21 protein-coding genes are annotated in these 21,164 nt (G+C 71.5%); 7 read left to right on the top strand and 14 right to left on the bottom strand.

Going from position 1 to position 21,164, the window contains the following annotated elements; translation table 11 throughout:
- Window positions 1-11 precede the first annotated feature (11 nt).
- The 3 genes from chpE to ACIP4Y_RS06735 all read right to left on the bottom strand — a co-directional run bounded on the left by chpE (window position 12) and on the right by ACIP4Y_RS06735 (window position 2,205).
- Complete coding sequence (gene chpE, locus ACIP4Y_RS06745) at window positions 12-257, bottom strand: chaplin ChpE (RefSeq protein WP_358647676.1); 246 nt, start codon at window positions 255-257, stop codon at window positions 12-14.
- A gap of 168 nt (window positions 258-425) precedes the next feature.
- The gene (locus ACIP4Y_RS06740) at window positions 426-1,067 is read right to left on the bottom strand and encodes a response regulator transcription factor (protein WP_358647678.1); all 642 of its coding nucleotides are present in this window, start codon (window positions 1,065-1,067) and stop codon (window positions 426-428) included.
- A complete protein-coding gene (locus tag ACIP4Y_RS06735; protein WP_358647679.1) occupies window positions 1,060-2,205 on the bottom strand; it encodes a GAF domain-containing sensor histidine kinase in 1,146 nt (381 codons plus the stop codon). Before ACIP4Y_RS06735 ends, ACIP4Y_RS06740 begins: the two co-directional genes overlap by 8 nt.
- A 256-nt stretch (window positions 2,206-2,461) precedes the next feature.
- On the opposite strand from ACIP4Y_RS06735, the gene ACIP4Y_RS06730 reads away from it, so the two are divergent.
- The 3 genes from ACIP4Y_RS06730 (at window position 2,462) to ACIP4Y_RS06720 (ending at window position 5,349) form a co-directional block, all read left to right on the top strand.
- Window positions 2,462-3,160 carry an SDR family NAD(P)-dependent oxidoreductase gene (locus ACIP4Y_RS06730; protein ID WP_401388563.1) on the top strand — a complete coding sequence of 233 codons (699 nt, stop codon included), beginning with the start codon at window positions 2,462-2,464 and terminating at the stop codon, window positions 3,158-3,160.
- Complete coding sequence (locus tag ACIP4Y_RS06725) at window positions 3,157-4,272, top strand: S-adenosylmethionine:tRNA ribosyltransferase-isomerase (RefSeq protein WP_401388560.1); 1,116 nt, start codon at window positions 3,157-3,159, stop codon at window positions 4,270-4,272. The genes ACIP4Y_RS06730 and ACIP4Y_RS06725 overlap by 4 nt, the downstream gene beginning before the upstream one ends.
- 300 nt (window positions 4,273-4,572) lie before the next feature.
- Complete coding sequence (locus ACIP4Y_RS06720) at window positions 4,573-5,349, top strand: transglycosylase SLT domain-containing protein (protein ID WP_401388557.1); 777 nt, start codon at window positions 4,573-4,575, stop codon at window positions 5,347-5,349.
- A 97-nt stretch (window positions 5,350-5,446) separates the two neighbouring features.
- On the opposite strand, the gene ACIP4Y_RS06715 is transcribed toward ACIP4Y_RS06720, so the two are convergent.
- A complete protein-coding gene (locus ACIP4Y_RS06715) occupies window positions 5,447-8,038 on the bottom strand; it encodes an FHA domain-containing protein (protein ID WP_401388554.1) in 2,592 nt (863 codons plus the stop codon).
- 293 nt (window positions 8,039-8,331) lie between these two features.
- On the opposite strand from ACIP4Y_RS06715, the gene serB reads away from it, so the two are divergent.
- Window positions 8,332-9,555, top strand: coding sequence for a phosphoserine phosphatase SerB (gene serB / locus ACIP4Y_RS06710; RefSeq protein WP_401388551.1), 1,224 nt, complete (start codon window positions 8,332-8,334; stop codon window positions 9,553-9,555).
- A 91-nt stretch (window positions 9,556-9,646) separates the two neighbouring features.
- Here the strand turns inward: serB and ACIP4Y_RS06705 are convergent, their stop codons facing one another.
- The 4 genes from ACIP4Y_RS06705 to ACIP4Y_RS06690 all read right to left on the bottom strand — a co-directional run bounded on the left by ACIP4Y_RS06705 (window position 9,647) and on the right by ACIP4Y_RS06690 (window position 12,141).
- Window positions 9,647-10,165, bottom strand: a complete 519-nt coding sequence (locus tag ACIP4Y_RS06705) for a SixA phosphatase family protein (protein ID WP_401388548.1) — start codon at window positions 10,163-10,165, stop codon at window positions 9,647-9,649.
- Window positions 10,166-10,243: 78 nt separating this feature from the next.
- The gene (locus tag ACIP4Y_RS06700) at window positions 10,244-10,450 is read right to left on the bottom strand and encodes a hypothetical protein (protein WP_401388545.1); all 207 of its coding nucleotides are present in this window, start codon (window positions 10,448-10,450) and stop codon (window positions 10,244-10,246) included.
- Between the two features lie 173 nt (window positions 10,451-10,623).
- The gene (locus tag ACIP4Y_RS06695) at window positions 10,624-10,743 is read right to left on the bottom strand and encodes an SGM_5486 family transporter-associated protein (RefSeq protein ID WP_106971956.1); all 120 of its coding nucleotides are present in this window, start codon (window positions 10,741-10,743) and stop codon (window positions 10,624-10,626) included.
- Window positions 10,744-10,800: 57 nt separating this feature from the next.
- Window positions 10,801-12,141, bottom strand: a complete 1,341-nt coding sequence (locus ACIP4Y_RS06690; protein WP_401388542.1) for a CynX/NimT family MFS transporter — start codon at window positions 12,139-12,141, stop codon at window positions 10,801-10,803.
- An 82-nt stretch (window positions 12,142-12,223) separates the two neighbouring features.
- On the opposite strand from ACIP4Y_RS06690, the gene ACIP4Y_RS06685 reads away from it, so the two are divergent.
- On the top strand, window positions 12,224-12,916 hold the full coding sequence (locus ACIP4Y_RS06685; protein ID WP_358647694.1) for a FadR/GntR family transcriptional regulator: 693 nt from the start codon (window positions 12,224-12,226) through the stop codon (window positions 12,914-12,916).
- Here the strand turns inward: ACIP4Y_RS06685 and ACIP4Y_RS06680 are convergent.
- The 6 genes from ACIP4Y_RS06680 to ACIP4Y_RS06655 form a co-directional block, all read right to left on the bottom strand.
- A complete protein-coding gene (locus ACIP4Y_RS06680; RefSeq protein WP_401388539.1) occupies window positions 12,894-13,244 on the bottom strand; it encodes a hypothetical protein in 351 nt (116 codons plus the stop codon). The two genes, ACIP4Y_RS06685 and ACIP4Y_RS06680, sit on opposite strands and share 23 nt — an antisense overlap.
- 156 nt (window positions 13,245-13,400) lie before the next feature.
- Window positions 13,401-14,168, bottom strand: coding sequence for an enoyl-ACP reductase FabI (fabI, locus tag ACIP4Y_RS06675; RefSeq protein WP_401388536.1), 768 nt, complete (start codon window positions 14,166-14,168; stop codon window positions 13,401-13,403).
- A 5-nt stretch (window positions 14,169-14,173) separates the two neighbouring features.
- Window positions 14,174-14,878, bottom strand: coding sequence for a 3-oxoacyl-[acyl-carrier-protein] reductase (gene fabG, locus ACIP4Y_RS06670; protein ID WP_356150904.1), 705 nt, complete (start codon window positions 14,876-14,878; stop codon window positions 14,174-14,176).
- Window positions 14,879-15,755: 877 nt separating this feature from the next.
- Entirely contained in the window at window positions 15,756-17,024 is a 1,269-nt protein-coding gene (locus ACIP4Y_RS06665) for an McrC family protein (protein ID WP_401388533.1), read from the bottom strand.
- Window positions 17,021-19,294 (bottom strand): McrB family protein, encoded by a 2,274-nt coding sequence (locus ACIP4Y_RS06660; protein ID WP_401388530.1) that lies wholly within the window; start codon window positions 19,292-19,294, stop codon window positions 17,021-17,023. Before ACIP4Y_RS06660 ends, ACIP4Y_RS06665 begins: the two co-directional genes overlap by 4 nt.
- 115 nt (window positions 19,295-19,409) lie before the next feature.
- Window positions 19,410-19,835, bottom strand: coding sequence for an ATP-binding protein (locus ACIP4Y_RS06655; protein WP_401388528.1), 426 nt, complete (start codon window positions 19,833-19,835; stop codon window positions 19,410-19,412).
- Between the two features lie 207 nt (window positions 19,836-20,042).
- Between ACIP4Y_RS06655 and ACIP4Y_RS06650 the strand changes: the two genes are divergently transcribed.
- Both ACIP4Y_RS06650 and ACIP4Y_RS06645 read left to right on the top strand, forming a co-directional pair.
- Window positions 20,043-20,894 (top strand): helix-turn-helix domain-containing protein, encoded by an 852-nt coding sequence (locus tag ACIP4Y_RS06650; RefSeq protein WP_401388525.1) that lies wholly within the window; start codon window positions 20,043-20,045, stop codon window positions 20,892-20,894.
- On the top strand, window positions 20,891-21,091 hold the full coding sequence (locus ACIP4Y_RS06645; RefSeq protein WP_401388522.1) for a DUF397 domain-containing protein: 201 nt from the start codon (window positions 20,891-20,893) through the stop codon (window positions 21,089-21,091). Before ACIP4Y_RS06650 ends, ACIP4Y_RS06645 begins: the two co-directional genes overlap by 4 nt.
- Window positions 21,092-21,164 lie beyond the last annotated feature (73 nt).

Here is a 21,164-nt window from a genome sequence, read left to right as displayed (position 1 = left end):
CCGGCCGGAGCTCAGCGGTTGAGGCCGAGGTTGCCGAAGGCCGGGTTCAGCACGCCGATGACGTTCACGCTGTTGCCGACCGCGTTCACCGGGACGTGCACCGGGACCTGGGCGACGTTGCCCGAGGCGACGCCCGGGGAGCCGACGGCCTCGCCGGCCGCGTGGGCACCGCCGTGGGCGGAGGCCAGGCCGGCCCCGGCGGCCACCAGGCCACCGGCCACCATCGTCACGGCCGCTGCCTTCTTCAGATTCTTCACTGTCAACCCCTCCTGGACGTTCCCCGCGGCGATCACCGCGGCACTCATGGAGAACGGCCGGGATCACCGGGGGATGCGCCATCCGGGTGACATTCCCACGAGGGTATGAATGTCGGCCCGGACCGTGACCCTTCGGGTTGCCGTGGGTGAGGCGTCGGTCAGGGCGTTTCAGCCGGCCACGCCGTGGCGTACGGCCCACAGCGCGGCCTGGGTGCGGTCGGCGAGGTCGAGTTTCATCAGGATGTTGGAGACGTGCGTCTTGACGGTTTTCTCGGACAGCACGAGGGCGCGGGCTATCTCCCGGTTGGAGCGGCCGTCCGCGATCAGACCGAGCACCTCGCGCTCCCGCTCGGTGAGCGAACTCCCTCTGCCCTGACCGGTATTGGCCTCCTCCTGGGAGAGCAGGGCGTCGGCGACCTCCGGCTGGAGCAGGATGTGCCCGGCGTGCACGGAGCGGATGGCGCCGGCGAGGGCGTCGGGGTCCACGTCCTTGTAGACGTACCCGGCGGCGCCCGCGCGCAGGGCCGGGACGACCGTGCGCTGCTCGGTGAAGCTGGTGACGATCAGCACGCGCGCGGGGTTGTCGAGTTCGCGCAGCCTGCGCAGGGCGTCGATGCCGTCCAGGCCCGGCATCTTCACGTCCATGAGGACGACGTCGGGGCGCAGCTCCTCGGCGCGGGCGACGCCCTCGGCGCCGTCGGCGGCCTCGCCGACGACCACTATGTCGTCCTGCACCTCCAGGAAGGTGCGCAGGCCCCGGCGGACGACCTGGTGGTCGTCGACCAGCAGGACCTTGATCGGTTCACCCACCGGGGACCTCCATCTCGATCGTGGTGCCCTTGCCGGGCGCCGATTCCACGGTCAGCGTGCCGCCGACCCCGCTCGCGCGGTCCCGCATCGAGACCAGGCCGAGGTGGCGTCCGGCGCGGCGGACGGCCGTCGGGTCGAAGCCGCTGCCGTCGTCCGTGACGCGCAGGACGGCTCCGCAGCCGCGCCGCCCGATGCTCACGTCGACCCGGTCGGCGCCGGAGTGGCGCAGGGCGTTGTGCAGGGCCTCCTGGGCGACCCGGAGCACGGCCTCCTCCTGGGCGGCGGGCAGGGCGCGGAAGCCGTTGCTGGTGAAGGTCACGCGCGCGCTGTGGGCGCGGTCGAGGACCTGGGTCTGGGTGCGCAGGGTGGCGATCAGGCCGTCCTCGTCCAGGGCGGCTGGCCGCAACTCCACGACGGCGGCGCGCAGTTCGTCGGCGGCCTCGGCGGCGAGGGAGGCCACCTGGTGCAGTTCGCCCTTGGCGCGGGCGGGGTCGCGGTCGACGAGCGCGGCTGCCGCCTGGGCGGTCAGGCGCAGCGAGAACAGCTTCTGGCTGACCGCGTCGTGCAGTTCGTGGGCGAGGCGGGAGCGTTCCTCGGCGATGGTCAGTTCGCGGCTGCGCTCGTAGAGACGGGCGTTGGTGAGGGCGATCGCGGCGTGCTGGGCGAGGATGGACAGCAGTTCCTCGTCGTCCTCGGTGAAGCCGCAGCTTCCCTCCGGCTTGGCGCAGCGCTTGTTCGCGAGGAAGAGCGCCCCGATGACCTCCTCGCCGTCCTTGATCGGCAGGCCCAGGAAGTCGGCCAGGTCGGGGTGGGCGCCCGGCCAGCCCTCGAAGCGGGGGTCCTTGCGCACGTCGGCGAGGCGCTCCGCCTTCGCCTCGCGCAGCATCGCGGCGAGGATGCCGTGCTGGCGCGGGAGCGGCCCGATGGCCCGCCACTGCTCCTCGCTGACGCCGTCCACGACGAACTGGGCGAAGCCGCCGTGGTCGTCGGGGACGCCGAGGGCGGCGTACTGCGCGTCGAGCAGGTCGCGGGCGGAGGCGACGATCGTCTTGAGGACGTCGCGCACCTCCAGGTGCCTGCTCATGGCCAGCAGCGCGGAACTCACCGCGGCGAGGCCGGACCGGGGGCCTTGACTCATGTCCTCACGGTACCGGCGGGGTCTGACAGCGCGGATCGGCCCCGTGACGGCGGGATCCGGTCCGCTGGTCCTAGGGCGGGTGGCGTAGGCCGCGGGGTCGGGGGCGCGGGTCGTACGCCGAAGGGACCCGGGCGCGCGGTGTACGCCGAAGGGACCCGGTGCCGTGCGGCCCGGGGCCGAGGCGGACCGTGCGGTGCCGTTCCTACGGTGTGCGCACCGCCCGACGGAGGCGGTGGGCGACGAGGGGACGGTAGTCATGCCGGTAGCGATCATCACGGGGGCCTCGAGGGGGCTGGGGCGGGCGCTCGCCGAGGCGCTGGCCGGGCGCGGCTGGGACCTGGTGCTCGACGCCCGGGGCGCCGGCGCGCTCGAGGCGGCCGCGCGGGCCGTCACGCGGTACGGCACGCGCGTGGTGGCACTGCCGGGGGACGTCACGGACGGCGGGCACCGGGCGGAGCTGGTGGCGGCGGCGCACGGGCTCGGCGGGCTGGACCTGGTGGTCAACAACGCGGGGATCCTGGGTGCCGAGCCGCTGGTGCCGCTCGGCGGTCAGCCGCTGGACGGCTTCCGGGCGGCGCTGGAGACGAACGTGGTGGCCCCGCTGGGGCTGCTCCAGGAGGCGCTGCCGCTGCTGCGGAAGGCGCCCGCGGGCGCGGTGGTCGACGTGAGTTCGGACGCGGCCGCGGCGGCCTACCGGACATGGGGCGCGTACGGCGCGACGAAGGCGGCGCTGGACCAGCTGTCCGCGGTGCTCGCGGTGGAGGAGCCGGGCCTGCGGGTCTGGTGGGTGGATCCGGGCGGGATGCGGACGGACATGCTGGCCGCGGCGGAGCCGGACGAGGACCTGTCGGGGACGCCGGCGCCGGAGGAGGTCGCGCCGGCCTTCCTGCGGCTGCTGGACCGGCGCCCGGCGAGCGGCCGGTACACCGCGTCGGCCTTGCTGGAGGCGCTGTGACCGTCTCCGTGCGGGTCCCCGGGGAGCTGTCCGCGCGCGTGCCGGCCGAGCAGCGGGGGCCCGGGCTCGGGCGGGACGCCGTACGGCTGCTGGTGTCGCGCGGTACGGAGGTGACGCATCACGCGTTCCGCGAGCTGCCGGGGCTGCTGCGGGCCGGGGACCTGCTGGTGGTGAACACCTCTCCGACGCTGGCCGCCGCTGTGGACGGGCGGATCGGGCCCGCGCGCGTGGTGGTGCACTTCTCCGTGCGCGGGGACGACGGGCGGTGGGCGGTGGAGCTGCGGGAACCGGACGGGCGCGGCACTACGCGCGCACGTGCGGGCTCGCCCGCGGGCACAGAGGTGGCGTTGCCGGGCGGGGGCCGGCTGCGGCTGGCGGAGCCGCTGAGCGCGGGCGCGGAGCGGCTGTGGTGGGCGCGGGTCGCCGGGGCGGACGTGCGGGAGGTGCTGCGGGAGCACGGGCGGCCCATTCGCTACTCCTATACGGAGCGGGACCAGCCGCTGTCGGTGTACCAGACGGTGTTCGCCCTGCCGTCGCCGGACGGGTCGGGCAGTGCGGAGATGCCGAGCGCGGCCCGGCCCTTCACCGCGCGGCTGGTGACGGAGCTGGTGAGCCGGGGGGTGCAGTTCGCACCGGTGACGCTGCACACGGGGGTGTCCTCGGCGGAGGCGCACGAACCGCCGTGTCCGGAGCGGTTCGCTGTGCCGGAGGCGTCGGCGCGGCTGATCAACGCGGCGCGGGCCGGCGGGACGGGGCGCGAGGGCCTCACCGGGACGGGCGGGCGGGTCATCGCGGTCGGGACGACGGCCGTGCGGGCGGTGGAGTCGGCCGCGGGGCCGGACGGGGTGGTGCGGGCGGCGGAGGGGTGGACGGATCTCGTGGTCACGCCCGGGCGCGGGGTGCGGGTGGTGGACGGGCTGCTCACCGGGCTGCACGAGCCGGAGGCCTCCCATCTGCTGATGCTGGAGGCGGTCGCCGGGCGGGCGGCGGTCGGCCGGGCCTACGAGGAGGCGCTGCGCGGGCTCTACCTGTGGCACGAGTTCGGCGACGTCCATCTCCTCCTCCCGGAGGAGAGCCCTCACACAGAGCGTTGCGGCGGCAACTACGGGTGAGATGGCCCGGGGCGCCGTGTGACGCCGCGCATAGGGCCTGCATCACGTACGAAAGGGCATAGGAGATAAACCGCCCCCAATGAACGGGACAGACGGCCCTGTCTGTCCCGTTTTGCCCTTCCCTGATCCACTATCCGGCATCGTACGTCACACCTTTGCCTGGGCATTTTGCGCCCGCTAAGAATTGCTTCCGTCGCTCGGCGCCGCGGGTTTCGGCCCCGCGGCGTTCGTGCGGGAGGAGCCGATTCCCCCGGCGGACGCACGAGCGACCTCCGCGCTATCCGAAGAGGTCCACCAGCCATGCCCAAGAACTTCCTCAACCGAGCTCATAGTCGTGTGCTGACCAAGCAGCACAGGATCGCCGTCGCCGGTGTCGCCGCCCTCGGCACCGCCGCCCTGGCCCTGTCGGCCGCCCCGAGCAGCGCCGACACCGTCACCACCGGCGCCCCGGCCACCACGGCCCAGGTCGCCGCCTCCCAGGTCGCCTCCGGCACCGTCCTGCACAACGTCAAGGGCACGGTCACGGACCAGCTCGCCGCCGACATCGTCAAGCTCGACACCTTCGCGGCGCAGAAGAAGGCCGCCGACGCGGCCGCCGCGAAGAAGGCCGCCGCCAAGCAGGCGGCGGAGGCCGCCGCGAAGAAGGCCGCCGCCGACGCCGCCGCCAAGCAGGCCGCGCAGCAGCGCGCCGCGAAGGCCGCCGTCAGCCGCTCCGTGGAGCGCCCGCAGATGCAGACGGTCGCCGCGAAGACGTACTCCAACAACCTCGACGGCTGGATCCGCCAGGCCCTGGACATCATGAAGTCCAAGGGCATCCCGGGCAGCTACAGCGGCCTGCACCGCAACATCATGCGGGAGTCCTCCGGCAACCCCACGGCCATCAACAACTGGGACATCAACGCCATCAACGGCATCCCGTCCAAGGGTCTGCTGCAGGTCATCCCGCCGACCTTCCAGGCCTACCACGTCGCGGGCACGTCCTGGAACATCTACGACCCGGTCGCGAACATCACCGCCGCCGCCAACTACGCGGCCCACCGGTACGGCTCCATCGACAACGTCAACAGCGCGTACTGAGGCCCTGGCGCGGGACCTCTGCGACGTCACGCCGAAGGGCGGCACCCCATCACGGGGCGCCGCCCTTCGGCGTCGTACCGGCGCGGAACCGGCGCGGCTACTTGCGCATGACCTCCGGCTCGTGGCGGCGCAGGAAGCGGGCCACGAAGAAGCCGCAGAGCACGCCGAGCGCGATCAGCGCGATCATGTCCCCGGCCCAGGCGCCCACCGTGTGGTTCCACAGCGGGTCGTTGTCGCCGGCGGTCTCCGGCGGGCTGATCCGGTTGAAGTCCAGCGTGGCGCCGGCCGCGGCGACCGCCCAGCGGGACGGCATCAGGTACGAGAACTCGTTGACGCCGACCGTGCCGTGCAGGGCGAACAGGCAGCCGGTGAAGACGACCTGGATGATCGCGAACATGACCAGCAGCGGCATGGTCTTCTCGGCGGTCTTCACCAGCGAGGAGATGATCAGCCCGAACATCATCGCGGCGAAGCCGAGCCCCATGATCGGCAGCGACAGCTCCAGCAGGGTGGCGTGACCGAGGATGAGGCCCTCGTCCGGGATCTCGCGCCGGCCGAAGCCGATGACGCCGACCAGCAGCCCCTGGAAGCCGGTGATCACGCCGAGCACGAACACCTTCGACATCAGGTACGCCGACCGGGACAGGCCCGTGGCGCGCTCCCGCTCGTAGATCACCCGTTCCTTGATCAGCTCGCGGACGGAGTTGGCGGCACCGGCGAAGCAGGCGCCGACGGCCAGGATCAGCAGCACGGTGGTGGCGGTGCCGTTGGGCACGATCTGGCCGGTCTGCGGGTTGGGGCCGTTGGGCAGCAGGCCGCGGTCCGGGTGGATCAGCAGGCTGACCGAACCGATGACGGCCGGCAGGAGCACCATCAGGGCCAGGAAGCCGCGGTCCGAGGCGATGACCGACACATAGCGGCGCACCAGGGTGACGAACTGGGAGAACCAGCCCTGCGGCTTGGGCGGCCTGATCGCCTGCATCGGCGGCATCTGGACCGCCTGCGGGGCGACCGAGTCGACGTCCGCGGCGTACATCTGGTAGTGCTGCGAGCCCTTCCAGCGGCCCGCCCAGTCGTAGTCGCGGTAGTTCTCGAAGGCGGAGAAGACGTCGGCCCAGCTGTCGTAGCCGAAGAAGTTCAGCGCCTCCTCCGGCGGGCCGAAGTAGGCGACCGCGCCGCCCGGCGCCATGACCAGCAGCTTGTCGCACAGCGCCAGCTCGGCCACCGAGTGGGTGACGACCAGGACCGTACGGCCGTCGTCGGCGAGACCGCGCAGCAGCTGCATGACGTCGCGGTCCATGCCCGGGTCGAGACCGGAGGTCGGCTCGTCCAGGAAGATCAGCGACGGCTTGGTGAGCAGCTCCAGGGCCACCGACACGCGCTTGCGCTGGCCGCCGGAGAGCGAGGTGACCTTCTTGTCCTTGTGGATGTCGAGCTTCAGCTCGCGCAGCACCTCGTCGATGCGGGCGTCGCGCTCGGCCGCCGTGGTGTCGGCCGGGAAGCGCAGCTTGGCCGCGTACTTCAGGGCCTTCTTGACGGTCAGCTCCTTGTGCAGGATGTCGTCCTGCGGGACCAGACCGATGCGCTGACGCAGCTCGGCGAACTGCTTGTACAGGTTCCGGTTGTCGTACAGCACCTCGCCCTGGTTGGCGGGCCGGTAGCCGGTGAGCGCCTTGAGCAGGGTCGACTTGCCGGAACCGGACGGTCCGATCACGGCGACCAGCGACTTCTCGGGTACGCCGAAGGAGACGTCCCTCAGGATCTGCTTGCCGCCGTCGACCGTGACGGTCAGATGGCGGGCCGAGAAGGAGACCTCACCGGTGTCGACGAACTCCTCGAGGCGGTCGCCGACGATCCGGAACGTGGAGTGGCCGACGCCGACGATGTCGCTCGGGCCGAGCAGCGCCGAGCCGCCCTTGGCGATCGGCTGGCCGTTGACGTACGTGCCGTTGTGCGAGCCGAGGTCGCGGATCTCGAAGCGGCCGTCGGGCGTGGCGTGGAACTCGGCGTGGTTGCGGGAAACCTGCAGGTCGGAGACGACCAGGTCGTTCTCCAGGGCACGTCCGATGCGCATCACGCGGCCGAGCGCGAACTCGTGGAACGTGGTCGGGCTGCGGTCCCCGTGGACCGGCGGCGCCCCCGCGCCACCGGGCGTCTGCGCGTACGGCTCGGCCGCGCCGGCCTGCTGCTGCGGGAACGCGGCCTGCTGCTGCCAGTCCGGCTGGGATGCCTGCTGGTGCGCCGGTGCCTGGTGCGGCACGGCCTGCTGCGGGGCGGCCTGCTGCTGCGCGGGCGCCTGCTGCGGGGGCTGCTGGGCCCAGGCGGGCGCGCCGGCGCCCTGGGCCGCGTACGGCGCCGCCGCCTGCGGCTGCTGTGCCGGGCCGCCGACCGGTGCGGCGGCCGCGGACAGGTTCAGCCGCGGACCGTCGGTCGCGTTGCCGAGGTGCAGCGCCGAGCCGGGGCCCAGCTCCATGTGCTGGATCCGCTGGCCCTGCACGTACGTGCCGTTGGTGCTGCCGTGGTCCTCGAGGACCCAACTGCGGCCGTTGAAGCTGATCGTGGCGTGCCGCCAGGAGACCCTGGCGTCGTCGAAGACGATGTCCCCCTGCGGATCGCGTCCGAGGATGTATGCCCTGGACGGATCAAGTGTCCAGGTACGTCCGTTTGTTTCGAGTACGAGTTCCGGCACTCCATGCCCCACTGAGTTGTCCCCCGAATTACCCCCGTCGCGGGGAGTCTAGGGATGTCGAACATCGTGGGGAACTATTTCAGGCTCGGCCCCCTGACCGAAACCCGGCCCTTGACCTGCCGTCCGGAGCGACCCGTGGGACCCTCGTGGTGGAGCCGGGTCGGTACCGCTCCTGCGGGCGGTGTCGTTCCGGTGGACGTATCCCTGACACCGGCCCGGCACCCATGGTGCCGTGTCCGTCAGGCGGACCTCGGCGGCGGGAGGCACTCGGTGCCGGATACGGTGGTGACACCATGAGCGCTTCGCAGACCTCCGCTTCGCAGACCCCCGAGGTCCCCACCCTCCTCGTCAAGATCTTCGGCAGGGACAGGCCGGGCATCACGGCCGGCCTCTTCGACACGCTTGCCGCCTACCTCGTCGACGTGGTCGACATCGAGCAGGTCGTCACCCGGGGCCGCCTGGTGCTGTGCGCGCTGATCACGCAGCCGCCGGCCGGCCTGGAGGGTGATCTCAGGGCCACCGTGCACAGCTGGGCCGAGTCGCAGAAGATGCAGGCGGAGATCATCTCCGGGCACGGCGACAACCGTCCGCGCGGTCTCGGACGCTCCCTGGTGACCGTGCTCGGCCACCCCCTCACCGCCGAGTCGACGGCAGCCGTCGCCGCGCGGATCGCCAAGGTGGGCGGCAACATCGACCGTATCTTCCGGCTCGCCAAGTACCCGGTGACCGCAGTGGAGTTCGCCGTCTCCGGCGTGGAGACCGAGCCCCTGCGCACGGCCCTGGTGTCCGACGCGGCGGCACTGGGTGTCGACATCGCGGTGGTCGCGGCGGGCCTGCACCGGCGTGCCCAGCGGCTGGTGGTCATGGACGTGGACTCGACCCTGATCCAGGACGAGGTCATCGAGCTGTTCGCCGCGCACGCCGGCTGCGAGGACCAGGTCGCCGAGGTCACGGCGGCGGCGATGCGCGGGGAGCTGGACTTCGAGCAGTCGCTGCACGCGCGCGTGGCGCTGCTGAAGGGTCTGGACGCGTCGGTGGTGGACAAGGTGCGCGAGGAGGTCCGGCTGACCCCGGGCGCGCGCACGCTGATCCGCACCCTGAAGCGCCTCGGCTACCAAGTGGGCGTGGTCTCCGGCGGCTTCACCCAGGTCACCGACGATCTGAAGGAGCGGCTCGGCCTCGACTTCGCGCAGGCCAACACCCTGGAGATCGTCGACGGGAAGCTGACCGGCCGGGTCTCCGGCGAGATCGTGGACCGGGCGGGCAAGGCGCGGCTGCTGCGCCGGTTCGCCGCGGAGGCCGGGGTGCCGCTGTCGCAGACGGTGGCCATCGGCGACGGCGCCAACGACCTGGACATGCTGAACGCGGCCGGCCTGGGCGTGGCCTTCAACGCCAAGCCGGTGGTGCGCGAGGCCGCGCACACGGCGGTGAACTTCCCCTTCCTCGACACGGTCCTCTACCTGCTCGGCATCACCCGGGAAGAGGTCGAGGCCGCCGACATGCACGACGAGGACTGAGCGGGCCCCTGCCCGCGTCCGGCCACCGGCAGGGCCCGGCGCCCCGTGCGGGGCCGGGCCCTGCCGTCGTCGGCGTTGCCTCGGCGCCGGGTCAGTCGGAGGGCGCCCAGTAGTCCGTGAGCCTGGCCACGGCGGGCTCGAGGCTCTTCCAGTGGCCCTCGAAGGCCAGCAGGGCGAAAGCGGCGGCGGGAAAGCCGCGGCGGTTCATCCGTTCGCGGGCGTCGTCCTCGGCCGAGCCGGCCAGGATGTCGGCCAGGCCGTGCACGCCGGGGTTGTGGCCGATCAGGATCACATGGTGCGCCTCGTCCGGGAGCTCGTTGAGCACGGCGATCAGCTCGCCGGGCGAGGCCTCGTAGATCCGCTCCTCGTAGACGGTTTTCGGCCGGTGGGCCAGCTCGTGGACGGCGAGCTTCCAGGTCTCGCGGGTGCGGGTCGCCGTGGAGCACAGGGCCAGGTCGAAGGTGATGCCGGTGTCGGCCAGCTTGCGTCCGGCGACGGCGGCGTCCGTGCGGCCCCGCTCGGCGAGCGGGCGCTCGTGGTCGGGGACCTGGGGCCAGTCGGCTTTCGCATGCCGGAAGAGGACGATCCTGCGGGGTTCTGCGACGCTCATGGGACCCAGCTTCGCATGAAACAGGCCACCCGGCGCAGGGAGTTGACATGCGGGTTCACCGCGTGAGGTGGCTTGCCGTCACGGCGCGACAAGCTGCTGGGCGCGCTCCAGGAGGCGCGCGATCGCCGGGTCGCCGCTCGCCGCGTGGGCGTCGGCCGGGTCCAGTACGAGGGCGAGCAGCACGAGGAACGCGAGGGCGGGCAGGGCGAGCGCCCACCAGGGCAGCCTGATGTCGACGCCGCCCGTGGTGGCCGGGTGGGGCCGGGAGTGGATGCGGGTCGGCATGATCGCCTCCGTGGGACTTCGAGCGGATCCGGGACCGCAGGGTGCGGTCACCTCTCGAAGCTACGGAATCCGGGGCCGCCGGCCCATCCGGACTTCCACCCAGTCGACCCTGAGCCTTTCCCCCTAGGGGATGGTGGGGTCAGCCCCACCATCGGCGGGGAGAGACGCCGCCGTCACGGGGACGCGAGGGTCGCCACGATGGCGATGATCACGAAGATGGCGAGGAACGAACCGAAGACGAGCAGCATCTTCTTCTGGCCGTTCTGCGGGTTCGGGTCGAGCACAGGCTGCATGCGCCCAGTCTGGCACCCCGCGTCCCGCACGGCGGCGCCGGGGCACCCGGGCGGGGGTCAGCGTGTCGCCTCGTCCTCCACCGTGCGGTCGCGGCCGGCCAGGAAGCCCACAGCCGTCTGCGGCACCATGAGGGCCGCCATGAGGGCGATCGGCAGCCCCCAGCCGCCGCTCTGCTGGTAGAGCACGCCGACCAGCAGCGGGCCGGGGATGGAGATCAGATAGCCGGTGCTCTGCGCGAACGCGGACAGCTGGGCCACGCCCGCACCGCTGCGGGCCCGCATGCCGACCATGGTCAGCGCGAGCGGGAACGCGCAGTTGGAGACGCCGAGCAGCACCGCCCAGACCCAGGCGCCGCCGGCCGGGGCGAGGTACAGCCCGGCGTACCCGGCGAGGCCGCAGGCGCCCAGGACGAGCACGATCGGCCCCTGGTGGGGCAGCCGGGTGGCGACCCGCGGGATGACGAAGGCCAGCGGCACGCCCATCACCATGGTGACGGCGAGCAGCACGCCCGCGGTGCCCGCGGGGACACCGGCGTCCCGGAAGATCTGCGGCATCCAGCCCATGGTGACGTAGGCGGCGGTGGCCTGGAGGCCGAAGAAGACGGCGAGCGCCCAGGCGGTGCGGCTGCGGGTGATGCGCAGCGGTGCCTGCTGCCGGGCCGCCCCGCGCCCCGGCTCCTGCGGACGGGCCGCCCCGTGCACCGGCTCCTGCGGCCGGGCGGTGCCACGGTCGCGGACGAGCGGCAGCCAGGGCAGCACGGCCGCGGCGGCGAGGGCCGCCCACACGGCGAGGCCGCCCTGCCAGCCGCCGCCCAGGGCGTCGGTCAGGGGGACGGTCACCGCGGCGGCGACGGAGGTGCCGAGGGCGAGGGCCATCGAGTACAGGCCGGTCATCGAGCCGACCCGGTCGGGGAACCAGCGCTTGACGATGACCGGCATCAGGACGTTGCTGACGGCGATGCCCATCAGGGCGAGCGCGCTGGCGGCCAGGAATCCGGGCGTGCTGCCGAGGTACGGCCGGATGAGCAGGCCGGCGGCGATGGCAGCCATGCCCGCGCACACCACGGCGGCCGGGCCGAAGCGGCGGGCCAGGCGGGGGGCGGTGACGCCGAAGACGGCGAAGCACAGCGGGGGCACGGAGGTGAGCAGGCCGGCCACGCCGCCGCTCATGCCGAGCCCGTCGCGGACCTCCTCCAGGAGGGCGCCGAGGCTGGTGATGGCCGGGCGGAGGTTCAGCGCGGAGAGCACGATGCCGGCGACGACCAGCGGGGTCGCCCACGCGCGCGTGCGGTCCGCGCCGGGTTCCGCCTCCTGGGGGCGCGGCACGCCGGGGGTACGGCTCTCGGCCGACGACATCGCCGTACGGGTGTGCACTGTCCGGGTTTCCTCACTGGCCATGGGACCCATCATAGAATCATGGGATGATTGGTTGTCCATGGCCGTGGGTCCCGCGCCCGGGCCTGTCGTGCGAAGGTGTGCCATGCCCTTGAGCCACCCGCGCCGGTCGGCGCTGTCCGAGCAGGTCATCGCCGCACTGCGCACCCAGATCACCTCCGGCGAGTGGCCGGTCGGCTCGCGCATCCCGACCGAGCCGGAACTGGTCGAGCAGCTCGGCGTCGCCCGCAACACCGTCCGCGAGGCCGTCCGCGCGCTCGCGCACAACGGTCTGCTGGACATCCGTCAGGGCTCGGGCACGTACGTCGTGGCCACCAGCGAGCTGGCCGGCGTGATGCACCGCCGCTTCGCCGGCGCCGACCCGCGGCACATCGCCGAACTGCGGTCCACGCTGGAGTCGGCGGCGGCGAAGCTCGCCGCCGAGCGGCGCACCGAGAAGGAACTCAAGCAGCTGGAGACGCTGCTGGCGCGGCGCGAGGAGGCCTGGGAGAGCGGCGACGCGGAGGCCTTCGTGACCGCCGACGCCACCTTCCACCTGGCCGTGGTGGCCGCCTCCCACAACGACGTGATGACCGCGATGTACGCCGACCTCGGCGAGGTGCTGCGGGAGTGGCTGCGCGCGGACGTCGGGGCGGAGCTGACGCCGGAGACGCACATGGACCACACGCGCCTGGTCGACGCGATCCGCGCGGGCGACACGCAGGCGGCGGCGGTGGAGGCCGCGAGCTATCCGTTCCTGTGCGATCCGGGCCGGTTCACCGCGCCTTCTGGTGGCTGATCCAGACCGAGCGGACCTCCTTCCAGCACCGGCCGGTGAGCCGTACGGTCATGGCGGGCCCGGCGTCCACCGGGGCGCTGTCGGTGTCGATGTCCCACCAGCGGTCGCACTCGATGTGCAGCCGCACCCGGTCGGTGTCGACATAGGGGTTGTGGCAATGGGCCAGCACATGGGAGCCCTGCACGGTCGTACGGCAGGAGGCGCCGAACCGGCTCGGCGCGGGCGGCTTGCCGTCGCTCACGCGCGCGTGGGACAGCGCGTCGTACGGCAGAGAGAGGACGACGGCGAGTGCCACGGTCACCGGGGCCAGGCTGCGGGACAGGCGCACAAGGGGACCTCCTCGGCCGGGCTGCGGAGGGACGTGCGGGAGAGGCGTAATCCAGGGTGCGCCGCCGGCCCGGCGGCGGCCCGGCCGGTGAGCCGAACGGGTGACGCCCCGCTCCCCGCCGGCGGCGGGAGACGGGGCGTCGGTGTGCTGCGGAGGTCAGGCGCCGACGGCGTGCAGGCCGCCGTCGACGTGGATGATCTCGCCCGTGGTCTTCGGGAACCAGTCGCTCAGCAGGGCGACGACACCGCGGCCGGCCGGCTCCGGGTCCTTCAGGTCCCACTCCAGCGGGGCGCGGCTGTCCCACACGGAGGCCAGCTCGCTGAAGCCCGGGATGGACTTGGCGGCCATGGAGCCGATCGGGCCCGCCGAGATGAGGTTGCAGCGGATGTTCTGCTTGCCCAGGTCGCGCGCCATGTAGCGGCTGGTCGCCTCCAGTGCGGCCTTGGCCGGGCCCATCCAGTCGTACTGCGGCCAGGCGTACTGGGCGTCGAAGGTGAGGCCGACGACCGAGCCGCCGTTCTGCATCAGCGGCAGGCAGGCCATGGTCAGCGACTTCAGGGAGAACGCCGAGACGTGCATGGCGGTGGCGACCGACTCGAACGGCGTGTTCAGGAAGTTGCCGCCGAGCGCGTCCTGCGGCGCGAAGCCGATGGAGTGGACGATGCCGTCGAGGCCGCCCAGCTCCTCGCCGACCACGTCGGCCAGGCGCGCGAGGTGCTCGTCGTTGGTGACGTCCAGCTCGATGACCTTGGCCGGCTTCGGCAGCTTCTTGGCGATGCGCTCGGTCAGGGTGGGCCGCGGGAACGCGGTCAGGATGATCTCGGCGCCCTGCTCCTGGGCGAGCTTGGCGACGTGGAAGGCGATGGAGGACTCCATCAGCACCCCGGTGACCAGGATGCGCTTGCCCTCAAGAATTCCACTCATGGTGATCAGTGACCCATTCCCAGTCCGCCGTCAACCGGAATGACGGCTCCAGTGATGTACGAGGCGTCGTCCGAGGCGAGGAACCGCACTGTCGCGGCGATCTCCTCCGGCTGCGCGTAACGGCCGAGCGGCACCTGCGACACGATGTTGTCACGCTGCTCGTCGGTGAGCGCCTTGGTCATGTCGGTGTCGACGAAGCCGGGCGCGACGACGTTGAAGGTGATGTTGCGCGAGCCCAGCTCCCGGGCGAGGGAACGCGCGAAGCCGACCAGGGCGGCCTTGGAGGCGGCGTAGTTTGCCTGGCCCGCCGAGCCGAGCAGACCGACCACGGACGAGATCAGGACGACCCGGCCCTTCTTGGCGCGCAGCATGCCGCGGTTGGCGCGCTTGACGACCCGGAAGGTGCCCGTGAGGTTGGTGTCGATGACCGAGGTGAAGTCCTCCTCGGACATCCGCATCAGCAGCTGGTCCTTGGTGACGCCGGCGTTGGCGATCAGGACCTCCACCGGACCGTGCTGGTCCTCGATCTCCTTGTAGGCCTGCTCCACCTGCTCCGGGTCGGTGATGTCGCACTTGACGGCCAGGAAGCCGGCCGGCGGCTCACCCGAGCGGTACGTGATCGCGACCTTGTCGCCGGCGTCGGCGAAAGCGCGGGCGATGGCGAGGCCGATGCCCCGGTTGCCTCCGGTGACGAGAACCGAGCGGCTCAACGGATCACCCTTTCGATAGCGGTCTGACACATCCGCCCGAACCCGTGGATGGCAGGCGGCTTCAGTCGAAAACCTATCGGTACCGCCGTGCGCGCGGGCAAGCGGGCACCGACAGTCGCTCATGCCGCACACTGTGGGATCCCTACAGTCGGTATGCCGTCGGCGAGCTTCGGGCTCAGGCCGCCATACAGGCGCGTATGCGGGAAGTGCCCCTGCCCTGGCTACCTCCAGCACCCGCTTGTCGTACGTGACAAGACACTGCAAGGCGCCACCAAGCGTGAGAGCGCTGGCCCCGTGGAGAGCGTCCAAGGTCACCCGTTCGCAGGATTACTGCAGCATTGCTGGTGCTTACGGTCAGGACCTCACCAGCAAGGGCCGTTATGCGGCGGAGGCCGATCCTGGGCCTGGCCCGGGCGAACCAGTTCCGCCGCCTACGTGGAGTTCACGACTGGCGTATGGTCGGATCCGCCCTCCCCACTCATGTGCGCTTCCAGACCACTCACCGTTGCCCGGCCGACCCCCAAGTGGTCGCCGCCCGCGTCCGGCAGCTCCCGGAGAGTGCGCTCAACCTGCCTCCAATGGGGTGCATGGTCGTTGCCATACGCGTCCTCGGCGGACGACAAGCGTTGCAGCGGACGGTCGAACTCCTCCCGCGACCGGAACAGCCGACGCGAGTGTGTGTCGGGCGTCCGGGACGGATAGCGACGCGGGCGCCTCGCTCCTGCGCTCCATCGTGCTCTTGACCGCTTTACCGTGCTTGTCGGACACGGACTAACCGTGGTGCCGTCGGAGTCGAGCGTGCCGGGAAACGTCCGGCATCACCCCTCCGTGAGAGGCGTGCGTCCGTGCGCCGGGATTCCTACCGACACCGCGGCTCTCACCGTCCAACCATCGTGCGGGCGGCGTCGACGGACTCGGCAAGCGACTTTATGTCCGCCGCCAGGTCCCGCCAGGGGCGCGAAAGGTCGACGACGTGCCGCCAGATCCTCAGCCTTCCCTCCCCCACCGACACCTCCACCAGGCCCGGCGTGCCCGAGGCGTACACGAGATGCCCCTCGGAGAGACCGAGCCGGACGCAGTAGGCGGTCATCTGGTACAGGTCGTCCCGCTGAGGTCTGGTCTTGAACTTGGCGTCGAGGACGACGGCCTGCCGCAGGACTCCGTCGTGCGGAGAAGGCAGATAGTGCACGAGGTCCGGCTTGAGTACGTGTCTGCCCTCGACGTCGAGGAAGAAATTCCGGTCCTGCGGCTCGGGCCTGCCACCGACGCGGTGACGCAGGGCTTCGCCGACCGCTCGCGCCAGGTACGCCTCGAAGAGCCGCCACATGGTCACCAGCATTCCGTCCACGGCAATCTCGCGCTCCCGGCCGTCACCGAGTTCGTAGGAGGCGCCGCGCAGGACGAGGTCCGCGAGGGCGAGAGCGTGCGCGTAGCGGGCGTTGCGCCGGTCGAGGATCCAGTGGGGGGCCGGGGCTCCGGCGGGCAGGACGCGCACTCCGTCCAGGCGGGCGGTGAGTCGCTGGAGGGCGGCGCGCGGGGCGGAGTCGAGGCCGGGGACACGCAGCAGGCGGCGGGTGGCGGCGAGGAGGAGGCGGTTCTCCGGTATGTCGGGGGTGTGGTCGTCGTAGAGGACCTCCAGGGGTACGGGGACACCGGGCCTGCGGCGGAGCTGGTCGGCGTGGCGGATGCGGCCGCGGACGACGGGCAACGTGTCGTAGGTCTCCCGGTAGTCGTGCAGGACGCCGTGGTGCAGGGCCCGGTCGGCGGCCGAGACGAAAGCGTGCGCGAGAGCGGGCAGAAGGTCGGGGCGGGCTTCGGCGGCGACGGGCCTCGGGTCGAATTCGACGCGGTCGGGGGCGTACGAGACGAGGTGGAGGAGCCGGTCGACGGGCACCTTGGGGGTGATGACCAGCTGGACGGTGCCGTCACCTGAGCCGAGTCGCACGGAACCGACCCGGTCCCGGGCCTTCAGCCGCCAGTGCGTGGCCGTCCCGGGGCGTATCTGGACGAGCTTCTCATGATCGGCGAGCGTCCGGGCCTGGTCGGGTGTGAGCTCCCAGCTCGTCCAGCCGTCGCCTTCCTTGAGCGGGATGAGCCCGGCGGTGTCCCGGCAGGGGTGGGGCGGCCGGGTGCGGTGGGCGGTCACGGGTTCGCGGGGGCGGAGACCGCGCCGGACGCCGCGCCGGCGGCACCCGCAGCGCCGTCGCCGCTCAGGCGGATCTCCAGCCGGTCGCACAGGGCCGGGAGCCCGTAAACCGCCTCCACGTCGACGCCGTCACCCCAGTGGTGCTCGGTGAGGAGCGGGATGATCTGGGTGCGCCACAACCGCTCGAGGGCGCCGTCACCCGCGTGGGCGAGGTCCTGCATGAAGTAGGAGGGGCCGACGCGGAACGAGCGGTCGCCAGGGGTGTTCGCGGCGAGCAGGCGGTTGATCTCGTCCAGCAGACGGACGTACGCGTCGTCGTACGTGTCCGGGTCGCCGCCCTGCAGCTCGGTGCGCTTGCGCAGCCAGGAGGCCAGTACGCCCGTCACCGGCGGGGTGTCGGGGTGCAGTTCCATGAAGGAGAAGCGGCGGCGCATGGCCGCGTCCATGTACGCCACCGAGCGGTCGACGGTGTTCATGGTGCCGAGGATGTAGAGGTTGGGCGGGAGACGGAAGCCCCTGCCCTTGTCGGAACCATAGAGAAGGTGGACCCGCTCGGTGCGGTACTCCAGGAGGAAGTACAGCTCGCCGAAGATCTTGGCAAGATGGCCGCGGTTGATCTCGTCGATGACCAGGACGAAGACCTCGGCCGGGCGCCGTTCCGCCTCGTCGGCGAGCTTGCGCAGCGGTCCCTTGACGAGGTCGTAGGCGAGCCCGCCGTCCGTGTCACCGTCCTGCTGCTTGTTCGTCTGCTTGCTCGGCTGGTCGCTCGCCAGGCGGGGTCGGATGCCCTCGAAGAAGTCCTCGTAGGCATAGGCGGGGTGGAACTGGACCAGACGTACGTTGGTCGCGCTGGAGGCGCCGGCCAGGTGGCGGGCGAGCGCGAGGGCGATGTACGTCTTGCCAGTGCCGGGCGGCCCGTGGAAGATCAACTGTGGCTTGGCGCGGAGGAGTTCGACGCAGTCCTGGAGCCAGGTCGCGTCGGGCATGTGCAGCGCCTCGGCCAGCTCGGCGGTGGCGTCGGGCAGCGCCGCCCGGCCCGTCGGCAGCGAGGTGGCGCGCGGCATGTCGCCGATCAGGGCGAGGACGGTCTCGGCGTACTCGGTGGCCTCAAGGACCTGGGAGTCCGCGTCCTGGACCACTCCGGAGAGCCCGGAGGGCAGGTCCTTGAAGAAGTCCAGGGGCTTGTCCAGGTTGCGCCAGTCGACGGGGCGCGACAGCCGCTCCTTGGTGTGCGTGGCCGGTCCGCCCACGACTCCGACATACGTCTCGAAGCCGTCGGTGGACAGCACGATGTCACCCTTGCGCATGCGGTTGAGGAAGGCGTTCAGCTCGTGGGCGACGGCTTCGCGACGGGACGGCGCTGTGGCGGGCAGCGCCGAGTCGACCACCCCGCGCACGCTCTCCAGATCGCGGGCCGCCAGGGTCGGAGTCTGGAAGCCCGTGTCGAAGGTGACCACCGAGTGGTCGCGCCACGGTCCCCGGATGAGGGACACGCCGGTGACGGCGTCCACCCCCCGGATGATCCAGAGCTGGCGGGGCAGTTCCTCCTCGTCGCCCGCCTCCGCTACCTCCGCGGGCTGCCTGGCCGCCAGCGCCTCGCGGACCGGCCTGCGCCGGTCGGGCAGGGCCCGGACGGTGTCCACACTGCTGCGTCCGTCGTCGAGAAGGCCTTCCTCGTTGAGCAGCGAGCGCCACATGTCGCGCTCGAAGGGCCACAGGGGCAGCCCCGCGCCCGCCTCCCCCTCCTCGCCCAGCGCCAGATACCAGCCCGGCGGGCGCGTCCCGCGCAGCACCGGCCCGAGGACACCGGAATCGACGCCGTACTCCTCGGCCACCTCCTGCAAGGCGACCCAGTGACCACCGTCGGGAAGCTTTTCCAGCGCGTTGACCGCGACGGAGACGAGCTGCTGTTGCCGCTCCCACCGCCGGTAGCGCCGGCCCGCCTCCCCGTAGAAGTCGACCGGGTCCGGCCAGCGATCGAGGGCGTCGACGCCGATGCCGGTCAACTGCCAGCGGCGGTTACCCCGGTAGAGCCATCCAGCCCTGACGAGGTTGATAGCGGCCCGGTTCACGTAATCCTTGAAGGGCGTGTTGTTCTCCTGCGGGGCCTCGTCCACCGCGCTCACCCAGTCCGCCTCCAGGCGTGGGCTGCGGGAGAGGACCCGCTCCCACAGGACCCCGAATACCAGTCCGTCCTGCGGCGCGTCCTCTCGCAGGACGGTGGCGGCGGTGTACAGAGCTTGGGCCACGACGGTGGTGATGCTGGGCACGGCATCCCTTCTTCGCACGCGTACGAAGGTTGCGGCCGCTTCCCCCCAGAAGCGCGGGCATGCGCGGGCACGGACTCAGCCCACACCGGCCGTCAACTCCAACTGATCGACAACCCTACCCGGCCCCACTGACAGCGGCCGATCGCGGCACCTCGCACTCCGCCCACACCGTCTTGCCCGGTCCAGTCCTTTCACCGACACCCCAGCGCGCGGCGACGGCCGCCACGAGGAGCAGTCCCCTACCGCCGTCGGTGTCCAAGGGGTGCGCCGGTTCAGGGGGCTCGGGCCGCCCGGGGTGGGTGTCGGAGACCTCGACGCGCACGACACCGGCGGCGCGGTCGAAAGTCAGGCGCAGCTCGAAATCCCGGCCCGGGACGCGGCCGTGGAGGGCGGCGTTGGCGGCGAGTTCGGCGACGACGAGAGTGACGGTGTCGGAGGCCGGACCGCCGTACGGCATGCCCCAGCGGTGGAGACGGTGCGCGGCGAGTCTGCGGGCGAGACGGGCCCCTCTGCGGGTGGCGGAGAAGCGTTGGACGAACACACTTACGGTTACAGCCGCTTGGGCCTCTGACGTTGGCATGAAGCCAGCGTTCTGCTCACGTCCTCCCCGCCAACAGGTACGACGCCCATACAGACACGACTGTATCAGTGCACACTCTGGACTGGGTGGGTAACTCCCCGTGACCCTGGGTGGGCGGGTGGGGTTTCGGTGAGGGCACGGAGACGTGAGCACAGGAGGCGCGCGGCGATGGCGGTGGACCACGGCGGAGGCGGCACGAACAACGCTGAAGCGGAACTCTCCGACAGCCTCAAGACCTTCGGTGCCGTTCTGAAGGCACTCCGGGAAGGAGCCGGGCTGACACAGGAGAAGTTCGCGCCGCGAGTACGGTACTCAGCCGCGTACGTCGCCAAGATCGAGCAGGGCAAACGGTTCCCTCCGGGGGATCTGCCGGCACGGGCTGGTGAAGTGCTGGGGCCTGTCGGGGCGAAGGTCCTCACGGCGGCGGCGAGGAGTCTGACGAGGAGGGCGGGGCTGGCTTCCTGGTTCCAGCAGTGGGCGGGGATCGAGGAAGAGGCGATCTCCCTGTACGCGTATGAGTGTCGGGCGGTTCCGGGGTTGTTGCAGCCGGAGCAGTACGCGCGGGCGGTGTTTGAGCGTCAACTTCCGCCATACACCGAGCAGCAGATCGATCAGAAGGTGAGGGCGCGCCTGGAGCGGCAGACACTACTGGCCGAGCGGCCGAACACCGCCTTCACGTTCATCATCGAGCAGGCCGTTCTGGAACGCCGGGTCGGTGGCCCCACGGTCACCAGGACTGTCATCGACCATCTGCTGAGTGTCGGCGAACGGACCAACGTCGAGATCCAGATCATGCCCCTGCGCCAGGAAGGCCACTGTGGAGCCGACGGTCAGCTGTACATGGCCGAGACGCCCGAACATCAGTGGTTCGGTTACACAGAGGGACACCGGTCGAGCAGTCTGATCTCTGATCCCGGCGAAGTGAGCGTCCTCCATCAGCGCTATGGCAAGCTGCGTTCCCAGGCCCTGGACTGCCGGGCTACCGTGGAGCTGCTGGAACAGATGCGAGGAGCGCTATGAGCACCACCCCCGAGCTGGACTGGTTCAAAAGCAGTTACAGCGGCGGAGACGGGGACAACTGCGTCGAGGTCGCCCTGCGTCCCGAGGCGGTCCGCGTCCGCGACTCCAAGGACAAGGGCATCCGTCCGCTCGTCGTCACGCCGGCCGCCTGGACGGCCTTCACGGCTCTCGCCGCGGGCTGGTATCTGGACGGCTGAGTTCGCGCTGTATGTGACGTTGGCGGGCGGGCACGAGTTGGTTGCGTACCCGCCCGTTCGTCTGTGTCTTCGC

Source organism: Streptomyces sp. NPDC088810 (genome assembly GCF_044750305.1).
In the GTDB taxonomy this organism is placed as follows: Bacteria; Actinomycetota; Actinomycetes; order Streptomycetales; family Streptomycetaceae; genus Streptomyces.
Note: the sequence above shows the minus strand (reverse complement) of the source record. Positions and strands in the feature narration are given on the sequence as shown.